The sequence below is a fragment of the Paenibacillus aurantius genome (genome assembly GCF_032268605.1).
Taxonomy (GTDB): domain Bacteria; phylum Bacillota; class Bacilli; order Paenibacillales; family NBRC-103111; genus Paenibacillus_AO; species Paenibacillus_AO aurantius.
Map to the genome: position 1 here is coordinate 2,976,447 of NZ_CP130318.1, position 18,222 is coordinate 2,994,668.

At 49.4% G+C, this 18,222-nt stretch carries 17 protein-coding genes and 1 pseudogene; 3 read left to right on the plus strand and 15 right to left on the minus strand.

From position 1 onward, the window contains the following. Positions 1–178: 178 nt before the first annotated feature. The 11 genes and pseudogenes from MJA45_RS13445 to MJA45_RS13495 form a co-directional block, all read right to left on the minus strand. On the minus strand, positions 179–1,012 hold the full coding sequence (locus MJA45_RS13445) for a helix-turn-helix transcriptional regulator (RefSeq protein ID WP_315607758.1): 834 nt from the start codon (positions 1,010–1,012) through the stop codon (positions 179–181). 45 nt (positions 1,013–1,057) lie between these two features. Next, positions 1,058–1,816 carry a phytanoyl-CoA dioxygenase family protein gene (locus MJA45_RS13450; protein ID WP_315607759.1) on the minus strand — a complete coding sequence of 253 codons (759 nt, stop codon included), beginning with the start codon at positions 1,814–1,816 and terminating at the stop codon, positions 1,058–1,060. 132 nt (positions 1,817–1,948) lie between these two features. Next, the gene (locus MJA45_RS13455) at positions 1,949–2,149 is read right to left on the minus strand and encodes a hypothetical protein (RefSeq protein ID WP_315607760.1); all 201 of its coding nucleotides are present in this window, start codon (positions 2,147–2,149) and stop codon (positions 1,949–1,951) included. 134 nt (positions 2,150–2,283) lie between these two features. Next, positions 2,284–3,210 carry an MFS transporter gene (locus MJA45_RS13460; RefSeq protein ID WP_315607761.1) on the minus strand — a complete coding sequence of 309 codons (927 nt, stop codon included), beginning with the start codon at positions 3,208–3,210 and terminating at the stop codon, positions 2,284–2,286. Between the two features lie 596 nt (positions 3,211–3,806). After that, the gene (locus MJA45_RS13465; protein WP_315607762.1) at positions 3,807–4,046 is read right to left on the minus strand and encodes a hypothetical protein; all 240 of its coding nucleotides are present in this window, start codon (positions 4,044–4,046) and stop codon (positions 3,807–3,809) included. A gap of 120 nt (positions 4,047–4,166) precedes the next feature. Next, positions 4,167–5,231, minus strand: coding sequence for a Gfo/Idh/MocA family protein (locus tag MJA45_RS13470; RefSeq protein ID WP_315607763.1), 1,065 nt, complete (start codon positions 5,229–5,231; stop codon positions 4,167–4,169). Positions 5,232–5,574: 343 nt separating this feature from the next. After that, positions 5,575–5,739, minus strand: a pseudogene (locus MJA45_RS13475) (DUF5915 domain-containing protein); the annotation flags it as partial. 6 nt (positions 5,740–5,745) lie between these two features. Continuing rightward, positions 5,746–6,312 carry a hypothetical protein gene (locus MJA45_RS13480; protein WP_315607765.1) on the minus strand — a complete coding sequence of 189 codons (567 nt, stop codon included), beginning with the start codon at positions 6,310–6,312 and terminating at the stop codon, positions 5,746–5,748. 231 nt (positions 6,313–6,543) lie between these two features. Next, positions 6,544–7,614 carry a hypothetical protein gene (locus MJA45_RS13485; protein WP_315607766.1) on the minus strand — a complete coding sequence of 357 codons (1,071 nt, stop codon included), beginning with the start codon at positions 7,612–7,614 and terminating at the stop codon, positions 6,544–6,546. Between the two features lie 187 nt (positions 7,615–7,801). After that, positions 7,802–8,194 (minus strand): GNAT family N-acetyltransferase, encoded by a 393-nt coding sequence (locus MJA45_RS13490; RefSeq protein ID WP_315607767.1) that lies wholly within the window; start codon positions 8,192–8,194, stop codon positions 7,802–7,804. Between the two features lie 70 nt (positions 8,195–8,264). Beyond that, positions 8,265–9,146 (minus strand): LysR family transcriptional regulator, encoded by an 882-nt coding sequence (locus MJA45_RS13495; protein ID WP_315607768.1) that lies wholly within the window; start codon positions 9,144–9,146, stop codon positions 8,265–8,267. A gap of 115 nt (positions 9,147–9,261) precedes the next feature. On the opposite strand from MJA45_RS13495, the gene dapA reads away from it, so the two are divergent. The 3 genes from dapA (at position 9,262) to MJA45_RS13510 (ending at position 13,763) form a co-directional block, all read left to right on the plus strand. Further along, on the plus strand, positions 9,262–10,149 hold the full coding sequence (gene dapA / locus MJA45_RS13500; RefSeq protein WP_315607769.1) for a 4-hydroxy-tetrahydrodipicolinate synthase: 888 nt from the start codon (positions 9,262–9,264) through the stop codon (positions 10,147–10,149). Positions 10,150–10,254: 105 nt separating this feature from the next. Further along, on the plus strand, positions 10,255–11,256 hold the full coding sequence (locus MJA45_RS13505; RefSeq protein ID WP_315607770.1) for a LacI family DNA-binding transcriptional regulator: 1,002 nt from the start codon (positions 10,255–10,257) through the stop codon (positions 11,254–11,256). Between the two features lie 245 nt (positions 11,257–11,501). Then, positions 11,502–13,763 (plus strand): glycoside hydrolase family 95 protein, encoded by a 2,262-nt coding sequence (locus MJA45_RS13510; protein WP_315607771.1) that lies wholly within the window; start codon positions 11,502–11,504, stop codon positions 13,761–13,763. 127 nt (positions 13,764–13,890) lie between these two features. Here MJA45_RS13510 and MJA45_RS13515 read toward each other — a convergent pair whose 3' ends face one another. The 4 genes from MJA45_RS13515 to MJA45_RS13530 all read right to left on the minus strand — a co-directional run bounded on the left by MJA45_RS13515 (position 13,891) and on the right by MJA45_RS13530 (position 18,221). Then, positions 13,891–14,655 carry an SDR family NAD(P)-dependent oxidoreductase gene (locus tag MJA45_RS13515; RefSeq protein ID WP_315607772.1) on the minus strand — a complete coding sequence of 255 codons (765 nt, stop codon included), beginning with the start codon at positions 14,653–14,655 and terminating at the stop codon, positions 13,891–13,893. 19 nt (positions 14,656–14,674) lie between these two features. Next, positions 14,675–15,772: a mandelate racemase/muconate lactonizing enzyme family protein gene (locus MJA45_RS13520; RefSeq protein WP_315607773.1), complete on the minus strand. Its 1,098-nt coding sequence runs from the start codon at positions 15,770–15,772 to the stop codon at positions 14,675–14,677. A 102-nt stretch (positions 15,773–15,874) separates the two neighbouring features. After that, positions 15,875–16,546: a GntR family transcriptional regulator gene (locus MJA45_RS13525; protein WP_315607774.1), complete on the minus strand. Its 672-nt coding sequence runs from the start codon at positions 16,544–16,546 to the stop codon at positions 15,875–15,877. Positions 16,547–16,625: 79 nt separating this feature from the next. Next, positions 16,626–18,221 carry a response regulator transcription factor gene (locus MJA45_RS13530; protein ID WP_315607775.1) on the minus strand — a complete coding sequence of 532 codons (1,596 nt, stop codon included), beginning with the start codon at positions 18,219–18,221 and terminating at the stop codon, positions 16,626–16,628. Between the last annotated feature and the right edge of the window lies 1 nt (position 18,222).

The window sequence follows — 18,222 nt, forward strand, 5'->3', positions numbered from 1 at the left end:
TTTTAGCTAAGTCAATAATTTTTCTGCGATATATTTTAGTTTTGTTAAGTTCCATTTGCTTTTTCAAAGGAGCAGCATTGCCCCCCTCCTCTCTTCGATATAACCCCTATTAGAAGGATCCTGCCTCATTAAAAAAGCAAGCCTTCCCGCCATAAATATTGTGCGAGAGGCTTACGGTTTATTTTCGATAGTTGGTAAAAGATACTGGACTGCTTGCTATACGGTATTCGGTTGGCGTTTTACCTGTGTGCCGCTTGATTGTCCGGGCAAAGTGATAGGAGGTCTTAAAGCCCACCTGATCCGCCACTTCCCCAATGCTTAATCCCGTGTTCCGCAGCAAAGCTAAGCCCTGCTTCACGCGGTATTGCCACAAATATTGAATCGGCGTTACCCCTTCGTCCCGTCGAAATAGGCGAATAAAATGCTCAGGAGTTTTGTAAACCCGCTTAGCCAAATCTTCAAGGCATAGATCGTCCGCATAGTCGTGGTGGATGATATCCTTAGCTTGCAGCACGGCCGGGTGTTTGGAAATGTTGGTCTGCCTTCGCTCGCACTCGGTTGCATAAAGCAGGATCGCCGAGCGTCCGAGCGACTTTATCAGCTCATCCGCAGGCGTACTGCCACTATTCATTAAAGTGAGGAGCATATCGGTAATCGTGTTCATTTGATCGGAGATGGGAATCGAGAAGGGCAGGCCTTCCAGCGATTGAAGCTCGGCCGGGTCTTCCCTCTCGATCGTGACCGCAATCCATCTATGCCAGGTTTCCCCTATCTCGCTAAAAGCAAAATGTTCCTGGCAACCCGGCTTCAACAGCGCCACTCCTCCGCCCTGCAGGAGATGCCGACGGCCATCGATTTCGATCGTCGCCGATCCCGTATGAAGCAGGACCAGCTGCAAATCCTGCTGCACCCGCGGGCCGTAGGTCCCGCCGGGACTATAGACAACGGTACCGGCATGCGTCTCGGTAACAGGTAGGCGCGACAAACGATGCTCCGCGGCTCTGTCTTTCATCTACGACTCTCCTCTTGCTTGGTCCAGCCTGAACCAGCGAAACCATTATACCAAAGAAATTTTTCGCTTTAAATCTTCCCGTTCGATCGTCGAGTCGTGCCGAATGTAGTGACACACATAGGAGCGCCGCCAGCGCTCGGAACGATTACGCGTGGAGGAGTGAATCAAGAGGCTGTCGAAGAACAGGATGTCTCCCTTCTCGAGCACCGCCGGAATTTCCTGACTCAAGTCGATGCCCTCTACCTCATTCGTCCATGCTTCGTGCTCTTTCAGATTTTTCACCGCGCCATGCGGCAGCAGCCCCAGCCGATGCGTGCCGGGAATAACCCACAGACAGCCGTTCTCTTCATTCGTAAATTCCATGGCAACCCAAGCCGCTGTAAGCGTATTCGGTTCATTCCGAATATAGTAATAATCCTGGTGTGCGGCTTGTCCGGGAGAACCGGGCTCCTTATAGAAGTACATGCTTTGGACGCCGCACGCTTCGTCGCCAAGCACCTGCGCCAGGACGCCGCGGACGACGGGAAGCTTCATCATCTGAAGGGAAAAGCCATCGTGAAGATGGGGGTTAAACAAACGTACCGAGAATCGATCTTTGTCGTTGACCGCTTCTTTTCCTTTGCGCGGTTTAGCCCATTCCTCAAGCACTTCAGCGGAACGTATGGAGTGGATATGAGCGTTATAGGTGTCGATTAGATCATGGCTGCACCCGTTTTTCATGACGAAATATCCCTGCTCGTGATATTGCTTAACTTGAGCCTCGCTAAGCGGCGCCAATCGTTCTGTTTTCTGCTGGATGGTCATAGAATACCTCCTGACTGGATATGTAGTTGATTATAAGGTCAGTCGGCCCTTTAGAAAATGCACGAGAACGGCGAGTTTGTGTCTGCAGTTGATATTCCGGCCATAATAGAGCGATCGTGACCTCACCCACCTTCAAACGGAAGCTTTCGCCTCTTCCCTATCCATCGGAGTGGATGGAGTAATGGCATTTGAACGTTCGGACAAGCTTGCGGCCAAGCGAAAGGCTTTTTGCTGAAAGTAGGGTACCAGCCCTATACACATAATCGAGAATGTCAGCAGGCCCCAAAACTTAGGGCCTTCGAGGGTTTGGACCGGAATAATCAGCAGCACCATGAGGCAGCGCGACAAGCAGACCATGCTTTCCCTCCAGATGAGAAATCGCATTTGTTCTCCGGGTGAGGAGCACTTGATGTAATGATGATGCTGCGCCGTCCAGAGGATGGCGAAGAAAAACGTGCCGACCGTCGTCAGGAAATTGACAAAATTAGAATGAAGGCTGCAGGAAACAGCGATATCAGAAAGCCGGCCCCGATGAACAGGATGGAAACGATCATCCAGACCTGCTCTTTTCCGCGAGTGCGCCTGTAGATGAAATTAGCGATGGCCGCTGCCAGCATGTACCCTGCGTTTAACAGCCCGATCGTCAGCTTGCTTCCCGTGACGCTGAACGTAAACACAAGCACAAACAAGCCTTGGAACATATAAAAGATGCCTGCCGCAGCAAACGACAGCTGCAGCCACACCCCTGGCGGGTTCGCCATCAGCTTCACCCAGGCCGCTCGCCTGTACAGCGCGTCCTCCAAGTGGAATACACCTTGCAGCGTGATCTTCGGAAGACCAAGGGAAACCGCCAACAGCAGGCCGACGATCATGAGCATCAGGACGAAGGAGCCCTTATAGGAGAAATGCTCGATGATTAAGGCTGAGCCAAGCGGAACTGTCATGGAAACGAGATGGTTGATGATGTTCGCCAATGCCATGAAATGGGTGAATTGCTCCTTGTCCTTTGAGAGCTGTGTGATGCTTAAGTTGTTAGCCGCATAGAAAAATCCGAACATAAACCCGCACGGCACGGCAAACGAGGAAATAAACATCAGCGGCCGATCGGAGAACGGCGCCAACTGCAGCACCAGGAACGCCGCAAAACCGCATATTGCCGCCAGCACGACCAGCATCCGAATCGATCGTTTGGTTAACAAATGGGCGCTAAGGATGAAGATGATCACCCAAGACAAATAGAGAATGAAATGGTACCAAGCCAAATCCCCGATCTGCTTGTTCTTCTCCCAAATAAACAGATTGACGAATAAATTAATATAAATAAAAATAACATTTCCTATTACGTTCATTAAGAGAATTTTCCGCAGCCCGGCCGAAAGTGATGTGATCCCCATTCGACAAATCCCTTCTATCTTCTTCTGCTCACTCCCATTTCTAGCTTAGCCTATCGATCTGCCGCTTGCCCGTTCCCCAGCCCTTTTCCGTTAGCCGCCTAGGCATCGAAGCTGTGCGTTTCTCCCTCATAATTGTAGAAAGAAACCATGCCGGGCAGCTCGTCTTCACGACTTGAAATTCTTCGCCGCTTCGGAATCTTTGTCGAGTCGTCTATACTCGTTCCGGATTCGGCTCAGCCGAGCCGTGCGTATGATTCCACAAATGGCCGCGGCGCTTTCGCCCTTCCAACGTCGTTTCGAAAAAGACGGCCTTGATTGGCTCGGAGCCAAGCGGAAAATCGTGATGATGGCCCATGCCCGTCGCTATGCAATCGCCGGGTTCGACTTCGTATCGGACACCCTCCGAAACCGCACACCCCCGACCCTCGAAAAAAATCCAATATTCGTCGCAGTCATGATAGTGGCAGTCGAAATTCGTCTATCTTGGATAGTCGACCGGATCGCCGATCGGCTCCCGAATCGTCTCTTCCCGACTTGCGGCAAGCCGGTTTCCTCTCCCCAGCGTCCGACCAATCGAACCGCCACCGTATCCGGCTCTAACCCGATAATCGTGAATAGGTCGGAGTCCGCCGTAAGATCAAGCCCGCGCCCCTGCATACGTTCACTTGTTCTTCTCCGCTGCTCACCACGGTACTCCCCCAGCCGATCACAATACGCTCCTTGCGGCCCATCCGCTGCAGCTTCCGTGACCCCCCGTCAGGAAGCCGAATGATTTCAAACGATTCAAGTTCGCACCAAGCGGGCATCTGTCCGACTCCACCGCGAATCAATGGCATCTTAATCGTCTCCCTTTCGTACCTATAGTTGTTATGCCTATACCATAGGCAGTTTTACGGTGCTTCCCGTTTCGGCGGAACAGTTGATCGCCGCGCTCTCCGGCTATAATGTGCAATTCCCTATTCGGCTGCCGCTGCTAAATACTCATGCAGGAAGGATGGTACATGGATTTCCTTGCCGGTTCTGGCGCTTTCGATAGCGGCGAACACCATCGCCGTGCACTGCAAATTATCCTCCAGACTGTTCGGAGGGATGCTTCCGCCCCTCAGCCAATCTACAAACAACTCCGCAAGCCAAGTATTGGTCCATACCGTTTGTTTGGCCAACGGGATCACTTCCAGCTCCGGATAGGGGAAGCCCAGCGAGCTTCTGGCCGTGACCTCCCTTCGGCTCAACTCAAGCGTGGCTTTGTCGCACTCTGCACGGAAGTACTCTTGGCTCCAGCTGTTCGTTGTGGCGGCACTCGTCTTGGATCCCTCAAAAAATGTCTTGACCCCATTCTCCATTTCGCATATCACCATGGTGTTGCTATCCCCGCTGTATTGGCCCCAGTCCGCTTTCCAGCTTTTCGCATAAAGCGTCTTCGGATTGGATCCGGCAAGCGAACGTAAGATGTCAAAATGATGGATAGCCCCTTCGACCAAGAGGGGGTATTCCATCTCATGTCGAAACTTCCCCCACGAGGCAAAACGGCGAAAATCAGCCGAGAACCGACCAATGATCGAATCGACGGCTCCATATTTGCCACTGTGGATCAACCGCTCCAGTGTTTGTTTGTCCTGATCAAACCGGTGGCTCATCGTGACCGCCATCTTCCGGCCCGCCGCCGTAACTTTATGAAAGATCCGGCAGCTTGCTTCCAATGTGTCGGCGATCGGTTTCTCGGACAGGATGTCACAGCCAAATTCCAGAGCCAAGTCCACGATTCCTTCATGAAGGGCAGGCGGAACAACGGAAATGACGAAATCCGCGTTGTGCTGCTGAAGCGCACTCCGCAAATCCGTATAGCAGCTATCCGGGGAAAGTCCGGCCTCTATGGCATGGCGATGGGACGCTTCGTTCGGATCCACCGCCGCTGTGAATTCCGCCCCCAGGCTGCCGGTCAGATAAGGCACGGTTTGCCGGCACCAAACACTGCCCATCGTCCCCAATCCAACCAAAATAAATCGTAAGGGTTGAGTCAACTGATATCCCTCCTAAGCAAGGAAACTCCGGTATTTTCCAACAACATACCATCAATAGGAAGCCGTTTCTATGCTACTTTTTTTACTATTTAGGAGATTTCCTACAGACCCGGAAGGCTGAAAGAAAAGCAAATCTCCGCATCCAATAGATAGGACTGCTTTGAAAAATATTCTTCGAAAAAATCATTTGCAATTTTTCTTCAGGCACAGAAAAAAGGAACTTCAACATGAGCCGAAGTTCCTTTTAGTAAGCTTTACTCCCTATATGGTTGTATCTTAATCAATGAACAGGCGGACTGTTTTGTCTGCGATCGATACGGCTTCCATGCCTGCTTTTTTATCGTAGGAAAAGGTTCACACGTTTCTCAATCGGAAAATCCCGTTTTTTACGGTAGTCTTGAACGGCGCGTATGATCTCACGTACCACACCCTCCTGCTGCAATTCCTCCGAAATTACAGTATTCAGGGCGACAGTCATTTGGTAACCGGCCGCTGAAGCGAAACCTTCCCCTCACTACTCTACATTAAACTCGATTTTTGCCTTCATGCTTTTTAACTCTCCTGCCAATCCATCCAGTGGTTGGAACTCAGCTACTCCCGAAACCTCATATTCTCCCCGAGGGAGTGTGCCTTTTTGAGATGCCTCTGCTATAGCTTCAATAAAATCTATATATTCCTTCGGATCTTGTGATCCGTATCCGCCTCCGCCTCTATAGTATTCCCTAAGGGGCTCCCCTTTTTTAAGCACTGTTTCAATACGAGGCTGTTCCATCATATAGACAATGTCAAACCCTCTTGTCTTTTCTTTCATCGGGAATGAAAATGGAGAGGCGGAATGCGCAATTCTGATTTCTTTCTCATTTCCCACATACTCCAGTTCCGAATATACATTCACTTTCTCACCTTTGTTGTAAATGGGTTTTTCTGAAACAAGTCGATATATGAAATCACCTTCGGTCACCTTAGCAGTAGGACTAATCTTTGTCTCTTGTATGCCGTTTTGCTCGTACGCTTTTGTATCTTTAGAACACCCTGCCAAAGCGAAGGTGATGGCACATATGATTATCAACAACTTGCCCAATTGTATTCCCTCCTCCCAACGTATTTGTGCCCCAAACAATAAAGATTTCTTCAATCCTGCCCACTTGACTTGTTTCACCATTTAACTGCCTGCTAGTGGAGTGGAGGGCAGCCGCGCGGCTGCCCCTTCTAATTTGAACTAGTGTAGACGCTTGAGAAATAACAAGAGCTGCTTTTTTTGGAGCACATTTGTTGTATATTCACCTTCGTCTGTACGCTTGGAAGCCAAGGGTTATTTGGTTGCCGGGATTCGATACAACTGGACTTTTCCGTCGCTGCCTTTGGTGTAGGCCTCCAAATAGTCAATGGTATGATCTTTCGTCCAACCAACGAATAGTTGCATCGATAATATTCCTTTTTCGATTGCAGGAGTATCTGGATGAATTCCATCAATGGTACTCTGCCCTTGCTGAGCGATGTTCCCATTTGCTGCACTGCCGTAATCGTAACGCCATAGAAGGGCACCGCTCGTATCAAAGGCGGATGGATTACCGAACCAATCGGACACTTCATTTTGTGTCATTCCCATGCGAATGTACTTCTTAACGTAATGGAGATCGATAACCGGCGTTTCTTTGTTTATAACCTCCACCAACTTCGCTGTATCCCAAATTTCCTTGGGTGCGTATTGCGTCTTGTAGTCGGAGATTTTAATCGTCGCGACTCCGCGTGTGCCAGCGCCGCCAAATAGTTGGCGGGCTTTATCGGCGTTCTCAAGCACGAAAGAAATGGTAGAGCGATCCGTCATATTCCCATCAATATACACCATCGGAATTCGGTTGGCAGAGTCCGGAAGGAGAGTAAAAAAGACCTGGCCGCCCAAGAAGTCGACATTTTCTTCAAAATGTGTGAAGTGACCTGTTACCTCAGCCGAACCGGAGTAATCCACGAACGAAACGATATAGTCGCCCGTCGGCTTCGCACGGACTTTCGTCACTGTCCAGCTTCCGAGCTGATCACCCTCCTTAACCGTGAACGGATCGTACCTCAGTGGTTTATTGGTTTTGGCAGCGCCATTTTCGCCAGTAGGGCCGATCGATGCTGCGGAGGTATTGTCGGAAGGCGGCCTCGACGTGATTGGCGAGGTACCGGTGAGCTTGCCGTTGGATGTGCCGGCTGCGCCGACCGAATCCGTGGGTTTTGAAGGGGTATCTGAGCTTTGGCTTTTTCCGCTCTCCTGCTCCGGTGATTCGAATTTCCCTTTGTCCGCTCCGTCGGCGGGATTGCCGGATTCTTGGCAGCCGCTGAACACGATCATTAATGCTAAACCAAATGCCGTAAAACCTTTCCAACGATGACTCATCTTGTTATCCCTCCCCGTGTTACCACTACTCACAAATGACGCTGGATAGCACGTTTTTGTTGCGGGGATTTTTAATCTAGCCAGGACCTCCTGCTCTCGTAATTAGGGACCCTTGTCAGATGACCGCGATACGGAGTTATGGACGGTCGCTCAACTCTATTGCGCCGTTTTCCACTAGTAACCATTTCTATATGTCCATGACCATAAACATCCCGGTCATTTCGGGAGAATAATTTTTGAATCCGAACCGTTCATAGAAATCCTCTTTTCCTTGTGAGGCGAACAGTCCGACAAATGCGGCTCCGGGACAATGATCCTTTATATGCTTCAGCAGTTTCTCGATCATTTGCCTGCCTACTCCCTTATTCTGATATTCAGGTAAGACAGCTACATCTTGAATATAATAGTACATGGCCCCATCCCCAACAATGCGTCCCATACCGATTACGTTTCCATCGCTTATGGCAACTAAACCATAAACAGAATTAGCAATGGACTTTTCCGTCATCTCTACATTGACGCTTCCCCAACCAACCGCTTCCCATAATGTTTTAAGGATTTCGTAATGGCTGCTTGGCATATATAACCACCTATCTTCAGATTTGGGGTCGCTCTTATATAAGAACCACCCTATCTGACTATATATTTTTCTATTCTTTCGAACTCGACTTGAGAATTTCAATAAATTCCAATAGCGAGTGCGAAATCCATTTTTTGGGGTGTATAATCATTTGCAAATCCAACCGGATATCGGGATGGGTGAAGGGAAGGACTATCAATTCCCCTCTTCGGATCTCTTCTGCAGCTGCCATTTTTGGCAAAAGGGAGATACCCGAACCTGCCCTGACGCATCTTTTGATGGCTTCCGGGTTACCTAATTCTAGACCAATTCGATAGGAGATTCCTTTTTCCCGCAGCACCTTCTCCAGCATAATCCGGTAATTGCAGCTATCCTCTGGCATAATCCATTCCACACCACTTAGATGGTTGAGATCGATTTCATCAAATACGGATAATGGATGATCTGGATTGGCTAACAGAACCAAAGGCTCTTCCTTGATCGCTATCCATTGAAGAGTGGAATCCGATGGTTTGCTTTCTAGGATAAGGCCTAGATCAATTTCCCCTTCCCTGACCTTGTTTACAATGATTGTTTCGCGGTCGGGCTGAAGCCGAATAGAAAGATCGGGATATTTCTGCCGAATGTGTTGGATCAAAGGCGGTAGATAGTAGGAAGCTAGGGAATCGATCGTCCCAATCGAAAGGGTTCCTCCCCCTTGCTTGTTCAACGTTTCCTTCGACTGCTGATAAAGATCGAGCATCTGAACAGCAATCTTCAGCAGCTCCTCTCCAGCCGAAGTTAGACGAAGCCGCCGGCCATACCGTTCGAACAATTGTACTCCATAGGCCTTTTCCAATTTCTGAATCTGTATCGTGACACTGGACTGTGCATAGCCGAGCTCCTCGGCAGCCCTTGTAAAACTTTGGCGTAAAGCGACCTCCCGAAAGGTTTGAAAATATTGTAACTCCATATTCCCTCCCTCCACTCATTAATATTATTGATACTGATCATCACTTATTATAGATAACCATGATTCCAAAACCATGATAAGATTAGGTCACTAAAGAACATGGGGAGGAAAAGTTTTGCTGAATGAACAGGATCTGAAAGGTATTTACGTACCCGTAGTCACCCCCTTCTTGCCGAATGGAGAGTTGGATATGGATTCGTATCGGAACTACTTAGGCGGTCTGTTAGAACAAGAAATACAAGGATTGGTCATTAATGGTACAACTGGAGAATCTGCAACGGTTTCCTGGGAAGAGGTGGTGGATCTCGTCCAGACGACAAAGGCAAGTAGGAAGGGTAGGCCGAGACGTATACCCATTGTCATAGGCACAGGGACAAATGATACGGTCTCTACCGTGAATCGGACCGAAATGGCAGGACATATAGGGGCGGATGCTGTCCTTGTCGTGGTACCCTATTACTGCCGTCCATCGCAAGAGGGCATTCTTGAGCATTTTCGGAAGGTGGCACAAGTTGGGGTGCCGATTATTGTCTATGATGTCCCTTCCCGTACCGGCGTTCGGTTAACCACCGATACGATTAGAAGGATTATGGATTTGAATGGGGTTATTGGTTTAAAAGACAGCTCAGGTGGCCTGGAGCTCTTTTCTGAATTGACACGCCTAGATACGAAGCCGGTTCTTTGTGGAGAGGACATTTATTTTTATGCTATGGTAAGCCAAGGTGCCTGCGGTGGCATACTTGCTTCAGCGAATGTAAAAACGCACGCTTCTGTCGATGTTTTCCGTCTTGCTAGCAAAGGAGACTTGGTTAACGCGAAAAGGGCCTTTGATCTTCTGGTTCCTTTTATCCAAAAACTTTTCCAGGAATCTAACCCTTCCCCGCTAAAATGGTTGCTTGCTCGGCAAGGGATCATTTCTTCTGACACTCTCCGTTCCCCAATGGGACCGATTACCAAAGAATTGCAAATGGAATTGGAACGAACGATTCCTAATCTCACTTAATACCGGGATTAACACATCGAATGGGTTAAAGTTCTGGTCATCCGGCTTACGCTATTCTGCTCATGCTGATAAATGATACAATGGCTCTCAGGAAGGAGGCTGCCCATGGTAACAAGAGATGACGTAGCCAGGCATGCGGGTGTGTCCGTCGCCGTGGTATCGTACGTAGTAAATAATAAAAACAATGTTAAAGAAGTTACTCGACAAAAGGTACTTAAAGCTATTCAGGAGCTCGGATATAATCCCAATCTGGCTGCACGAAACCTGAAGACGAAAAAAGCTGGTCAACTCGGGGTATTGTTTAACAGTCTTGCCAACCCTTTTGAGACCGGTATCTCACTCGGACTTGAAGAAAGAGCGCGACAATATGGATACTCTCTAATTTTTCATACGTTCATTGATACGGAGGAAGAAAAATTAAAAACGATCTTTATGGGCCGAACGGACGGCATCCTCCTTTTGGGCCAGAACTTGAAGGCCGAAACCATTGATTACTTTTCAAGATTAGAAATCCCCCTCTATTCCATTACGACTCCCGTCTCTGCCCATCCCTACGTGAAGTATATGGATATTGATTGGTATGAAGCCATGCTGTGTCTAATCACTCACTTGAAAAAGCTTGGACATCGTCATATCGGTTTCATGACCAATACTTCAAGTGACCATCATCACCAGGTACGGTATCGCTTTTTCGCAGAAGCCATGAAGGCTTCCGGACTTGTGTTTCAAGAAAAAACGATGCTCCTAAAAGCAGAAAACCTTGAGTCGGCCTATCAAGTCATGAACAAGAAATTATGCGCAAATCGGCAGCTTCCCTTTAGTGCGATGATCTGTGCTAATGATTTAATGGCTATCGGTCTATTGTCCGCTTGCAGAGATTTCGGGTTGTCCGTACCAGAAGATCTGTCTGTCGCGGGATGCGAAGATATCTTAATGGCTTCCCACACCACCCCCACCTTAACTACCGTGCGTTTCCCCAGAAGGGAGATTGGGTTTAAGTCCATCGAGGCCATCATGCGGCATACGAATAGTCGTATCCAGTTGCAGAATGAGAAGATTGATTTTGAGTTAATTATTCGGCAATCCACTGGAAAAGCATCAAAATAATACAAAAATAGCGGTTGTCAAGTCGAATTTACACGTGTATAATCATTCCGATGGATAGTAGTTACAATGGCTTTTTCCTTTTTCGCCTGAAATCTACACGTGTATATTTTTATATAGGAGGTAGTTATTTCGGTTGAATCGAAGCTTGCTATCTCCTCCTTGGTTGAACCCTTACGATCAGGTAACGCTGCTTCGAGTAACGTTTATTAATGTAAGATAATTCTGTATGGAGGAGTCTGGACATAATGAATCATTCGCTTTGGTACCGGGAGCCGGCAATCCACTGGGCGGAGCATGCCCTTCCGATTGGTAACGGAAGATTGGGAGGGATGATCTTCGGGGGCGTGGCACGAGACCGGATTCAATTTAATGAAGAAACCTTGTTTACGGGGCGACCGGTCACCGTCGAAGGAAGCCCTTACCAAGAGCTAAGCACAATCAGGAAGCTACTGGCGCAAAAAAATTACAAAGCCGCACAAGAGCACACCGAGAACGTCTATTTAAAGCCTGCCTCCTATGGAGATGAAAGCGATTTTGGCATGTATCAAAATTTCGGGGATATTTTTGTTGACGTCATGCACCCTGAGGGGACGCCGGCAGATTATCGAAGGGAATTAAATCTCGATGATGCCGTCGTCTCCGTCAGCTATACCTGCAGCGGGCATCATTACCGGCGTGAGTATTTATCCAGTTACCCCGATCATGTGCTCGCTGTCCGGTATCGCTGCTCGAAACCTGGCTCTGTTACCTTACATATCAAGTTGGCCGGGGCTCATGAGGAAGACAAAATCACGGTGGCCCCCTCCTTGTCTGAACTGATATTGAGAGGACAATTATCGAATCTATCTTATGAAGCGGTGCTTAAGGTCCTCCCTCAAGGAGGTCGTTTGGAGCATGATCACGAGACATTAATTGTACATGAGGCGGACGAAGTAATCCTGCTGATGAGCGCCTCTACCGATTATGACGTGAAACAAGAATCTTACCGGGGCAAAGACTTCCATGCGTATAACCGATTGGTGCTGGAACAGGCCTCACGGAAATCGTTCAAAGAATTAAAGCAGTCGCATGTGGCTGACTATCAAGCGTTGTTTCAACGTGTAGAGCTAATGCTAGACGGGCCGGAACGGCATCCTTTGCCTACGGACGAAAGATTGCTTCGTTACCGGAATGGGGAGTCGGATGTTGGACTCGAGACGCTGCTCTTTCAGTACGGACGATATTTGTTAATCGCCAGCTCTCGTCCGGGATGCCTGCCTGCCAATCTGCAGGGGATCTGGAATGATAGCAATAACCCGATGTGGGGCTCCATGTTTTGTTATAACATCAACTTGAATATGAATTATTGGCATGCGCAATCAACGAACCTCGCCGAATGTCACCGGCCCTTGGTTGAATTTATTGACCGGCTGCGGCCCAGCGGCAGGAAGTCCGCGGCAGCTTATTTTAACGCAAAGGGCTGGTTCGCTGCGAAAAAGTCGGACATTTGGAACTTTACCCAACCGTATGCGGCAGCGGTGAACGGTTTGTTCATCGGTGGAGGAGGATGGTTATGCGAGGACGTTTGGGAGATGTACAGCTATTGCCAAGATCGTGACTATTTAGCTCAAACCGCTTACCCTATCATGAAGGAGAGCGCGGAGTTTTATCTGGATTATTTAACCGAGAACCAGGAGGAATACCTCGTATCGTCTCCTTCCACCTCTCCGGAGAATAGCTTCTGGGTGGAGGGTCAGAAATGCACCGTGAGCGACGGCTCAGAGATCGATCATCGCATTATCGAAAGCTTATTCCGCCATTGCATAAAAGCATGTGAGCTGCTCGGCACTGACGATGGGTTTAAGAAATCTCTGGAGCATGCGCTATCCAGGCTGGCTCCTGTACAGCTCGGGAGATATGGTCAAATTCAGGAATGGTATCAGGACTGGGATAACCCAGCAGATACCCATCGGCATGTTTCGCATCTATTTGGCTTGTATCCGGGTCAGCTCTTCTCGCCAGAGAAGACGCCTGAGGTGTCCAAGGGAGCGGAAGTGGTCTTGACCTGCCGGGGGGACGAAGGAGTAGGATGGGCTCGTGCTTGGAAGGTCAGCCTGTGGAGCCGGCTATATGAAGCCGAGCGAGCCTATGAATTTGTGCAGAAGATTCTTCGCCATTCGGTTCACGATAATCTCTTTAATATTCATCCACCGTTTCAAATCGACGGCAATTTCGGATTTACTGCTGGAGTCGTAGAGATGCTGCTGCAAAGCGAGTTGGATGGAGCTATTCATCTGCTTCCGGCACTCCCTGCCGCTTGGAGAAGCGGATTCATCCGCGGACTTCGCGCAAGAGGAGGCTTTACCATCGACATGCGATGGAATGAGGGTAAGCTGGTTGACGTCGTCTTATATGGGCAAGCCGGCCGCAGCGGAGTCATTCGAGTGAACCATCAGGATCACGACTTTCAATTGGGCAAGAGCGGTGTTCTTAGGATGGATCAACATACTTTGCTTTCCTACATGTAATAATCCGATTTTCCTATAAACCGTCCGAAAGGAATGACAAAAAAACTTGAGGAGCGTTACCGTTCTCAAGTTTTTTATCGTTATGCTCGTCGAACCTGCGGGCTCTTTGACGGCCCTCCTTGCTCATTCAGTACCCGAGCGAAGCGCCGCCTTCTACCGGAAGCGCAACCCCCGTAATAAAGCTCGCTTTCTCGGAAGCGAGGAACAAGGCCGCTTGAGTGACCTCCTCCGGCTGGGCAGCTCGTCCAAGGGGATGCATGTCGTCTAACGACTTCCTAACGGCGGCGGGATCTTCCTGCTGATCAATCCATGATTCCATTAGAGGGGTCATCACTCCAGCCGGGCACAAGCAGTTGACCCGTACGCCATCCTTTGCATAATCCAAGGCAAGCGATTTGGTCATGGCTACGATGCCCCCCTTGGTTGCCGCGTAGCTCGCATTCTGCCGCTGCCCTACCAACCCGTTAAGCGAGGCCATGTTGATAATCGCCCCTTTTGTTTTGCGTAACTCCGGAATGGAGTATTTGATAGCAAGATAGATACTTTTCAGGTTAATGGCCATCAAACGGTCCCACTCTTCTTCCTCTACCTCCTCTAGCGGCTTAGGAAGGATCGAAGCGGCATTGTTGAACAAAATGTCCAATCTGCCGAAGGCCGTGAGGGTGCACCCCACCACATTCTTCACATCTTCAGCGGAGGAGACGTCCGCTTTAACATACCTTGCCCGGCCTTTCGTTATCTCGTTAATCTGATTAGCCACTCTCGTTCCACCGGCCTCATCCCAATCGGCAAGCACGAGGTTTGCACCCTCGGAGGCAAAGCACCGGGCGGCCGCTTCCCCTATACCGGAGCCGCCACCGGTGATGATAGCCGTTTTTCCATTCAAGATCAATCTATTTCCCTCCCTTGGTTTAACCGATCCGGTACTGTTCAAAGCAGCTCGGGATGATTTCGGTGGAGGCACCCGGCATTTGTGGCAGCATATAGTGACCGTCCTGCACGGTGGCCGGTTCCACGAAGATATGCCGGATCCACGGGATATACTCCAGCATGATGGCATTCGAAGTGGAGGCGACCAGATGCTGATGAATCTGGCCCATGTCTCCTACATGGGGACAAATCGGAAGCTCGTAAGAGGCGGCAAGTCCAGCTACCTGCAGCCATTCGGTTATTCCCCCGACACGGGTCACATCCACTTGCACGTATTCGACCGCTCCTTGGTGAATATAGTCGCGGAAGGCATATTTCGTATAGACATGCTCACCGAGCGCAATGGGAACATTCAAGGCATCCGCCAGCTTCTTATGACCAAGTATGTCATCCGGGTTCAGGGGTTCCTCGAGCCAGAACAGGTCGAATTCTTCCAGCCGTTTCCCCCATGTCATGGCCGTATTGATGTTCCACTGCTGATTGACGTCGATCATGAAAATCACTTGATCACCGATCAGCCGGCGAACCGCCTTCACCCGGTCATAATCTTCATGCGGGTCTGGTTTGCCGACTTTGATCTTCACCCCCGTAAAACCTTGCTCCACAATTTCCCCGACGTCGCGAAGCAGCCGCTCCTTCGACCAGTTGAGCCAGCCTCCGTTCGTATTGTACGCCTTGATCTTCTTGGACTTATGTCCCCCGAGATACTGCCAAAGCGGCTTGCCGGCCGCCTTCGCCATAATATCCCATAGGGCAATATCGACCGCGGCAAGCGCCATATGCGTCACTCCGGCACGCCCTATCCAGTGCATTTTGCCGAATCGCATGTCATCCCACAACTCTTTTACCATGAAAGGATCCCTGCCAAGCAGAATGGGGGCATAGTACTGCTCAATGGTTTTAGTGATCAGGTCATCCCCTTGTGCGCAAGTCCCCGTATACCCGTATCCTGTTATTCCTTCATCCGTAAAAATACGTACGCCCGCAAGCCCCCAATGGGTAGCGGCATTGATCGCATCGGTAATAGGAGGCGTAATCGGAACATGGAGAATAAACGGTTCAACCTTGATAATTTTCATAAGTTTCGCACCTTCTCTAATATAATGTATCGTGTATGATTTATAATAAAAGGAAGGGGTGATCTTGTCAATGAGAAAAGGAAGATCATCCCTAGTATTCAGCTATTGAGATTCGGTAAAATATTTTCTCGTCCGAAGATGAGAATTACGCAGATGGGTTTCCAGCCGTTCCGCCGCCTGGTGGATGTTCCCTTCGGCTAAAGCTTCGAGCACCTGCAAATGCTCGTTGTGCTCGGTGAGCAGAAAACCTTTCTGAATATCAGGATGAAGCACCAAGAGATACCGTTGGATCCGCTCGATATACTGCTTAATCAGTTGGCTTAGCGTTTCATTGCCGCAGCGGTTCAAAAACAAGCCATGCAGCTTGTCGTTCATCTCGGCGACGGTTTGCAGGGCCACTTCCAGGCTCTGGTCTGATGGGAATGAGGCAACCCGCCACTCGCCGAGCAGCTTATCGATCTCTTTACGGTCCAGTGAATCAAAAGCCTTCTTGAGGGCAAGCAGCTCCAAGGGGACACGCAGCTCAAAAATTTCATCAAGCTCTTTAAGGCTCATGTGTGTGACAAACATGCCTTTAAAAGGAACGGCCGCTACCAGGCTTTCCGCTGTGAGACGGGAAAGGGCCTCCCGTATGGGAATGTTCGACACTTCCAGATCCCTTGACCACTGATCAATGTTGATTTTCTCGCCGGGAATCAGCTTATGGTTCAGGATATTCTCTTTAATAATCTCATAGATCTCTTCCGTGACAACAGAACGTGTCGGCTTACGCATCAGTCATCCCATACTTTCTGTTCAGAATCGTGTATGGTTTATGATAGCACGGTCTTATGCCTCAATCAAACTGAAAAAGTTACGTCCGAAAATGCTGCCTGCGGAACTTTTGCGGCGATACGCCAAAATGCTGTTTAAACAGCGTGCAGAAATATTTCTCGTTATTAATTCCGACGGCATCGCTCAATTGTGAATTGGTATAATCCTTTTCCTTGAGCAATCTCACCGCCAACTCGATCCTGCAGCGGTTAATGTAATCCACCATATTTTCTCCGACTTCTCTTTTGAACAAACTGCTGAAGTAGGGGGGAGTCAAGTTGACATGGTCGGCAACTTCCTCAAGGGAGAGCTTCCGGGTAAGATGATCCTCCACATACTGCTTGGCTTTAATGATTTCGGGACGGAGGGAAGACAGCTTCATCTGCCAGCAGCCGGTTAAGTAAGATCGGCACAGCTCGAGCTGGTCCTCAAATTTCAGGCCGGACATCCGTTCGGCCGGGTTGGAGGGCAGCGCCCCGCCGGAGCTTGCATAATGAGACTCCACCTCTGACAGGAACCCCCGCAGAAACAACTCCATCCGCTCCCGAGGAATGTTCCCCTCTCTTGCCGTTTCGGCCATCTGTTCAAAGGCCTCTTCCACCTCCTCCATCTGCTGAGAGGTAAGAAGCCGGACCAATCTTCGCAGCTGTTCCTGAAGGGCGCTTACTTTCTCCTCATCCGGCCGAATGGGTTGGAATGGGCCCAGCACCGTGCCATCTTTAAGATAATAGACGGCGCGCAGCCTTTGGCGGCATTGCCGGTAAGCATCCGGAAGGGTCGACCAACCGTTGTACACCGGACTAAACGCCAGGTTAACGTTCCGTTTCAAATAAGTTTTCATGTTGTAAATAATCGTGTTTCCTAAGGCTTGAGCCCTTGCCTCCTGTTCCGATTGACTGTGGTAGGTAGGCCAAGAAATGACCCCCATCATCGTGAACTCCGAAGTCTCGCAGGCAAAGCCGTTCCCGACCTGCCGAAGGGTCTCTTCCAATACGTTCAGCATCGCGTATTTCAATACGCTCTGTTCCCTTGCTTTATATATCCGTTCAAACTCTTCATACTTGCCGATCTCCATAACCAGACAGCTGTAGGGGCCAAGCTTGCCATCCAGCCTTAGATCGTCGCTCATCCGCTCCATCTGGCCCGGCTCCACTTCACCTCGAAGAAATTCCTGGAAAATTTGCTTCCGCATCCGATGGACATTTTCCAAGCGGGCCCGGTTTAATTTGGACAGTTCCTCTTCCTTGGCCTCCATGATCCCGATTTCGCCGGCCGCCTTCTCCAAAGCCGCTTTAATATCCGAAGAGGTAAGAGGAACCTTCATCAAATAATCCAGCACGTTCTGCTTAATAGCCCGCTTGGCGTAGGCGAAATCGGAATACGCGGTGAGGATAATGAAGACGGTCCGGGGAAGCATTGCCTTTAGCCGTTCAATCATCTCGATTCCGTCGATGGCCGGCATGACGATATCCGTTAAGATAATATCCGGTTTGAGCTCGACGGCTAGTTCCAGCGCTTCCTTACCAGAATAGGCCTTTCCCACTATTTCAAACTGGTCAAACTCCCGGAAAATCATTTCCAGCCTTTGCAGAATCAAATCTTCATCATCTACGATTAAGCAACGGAACAGCCTCATG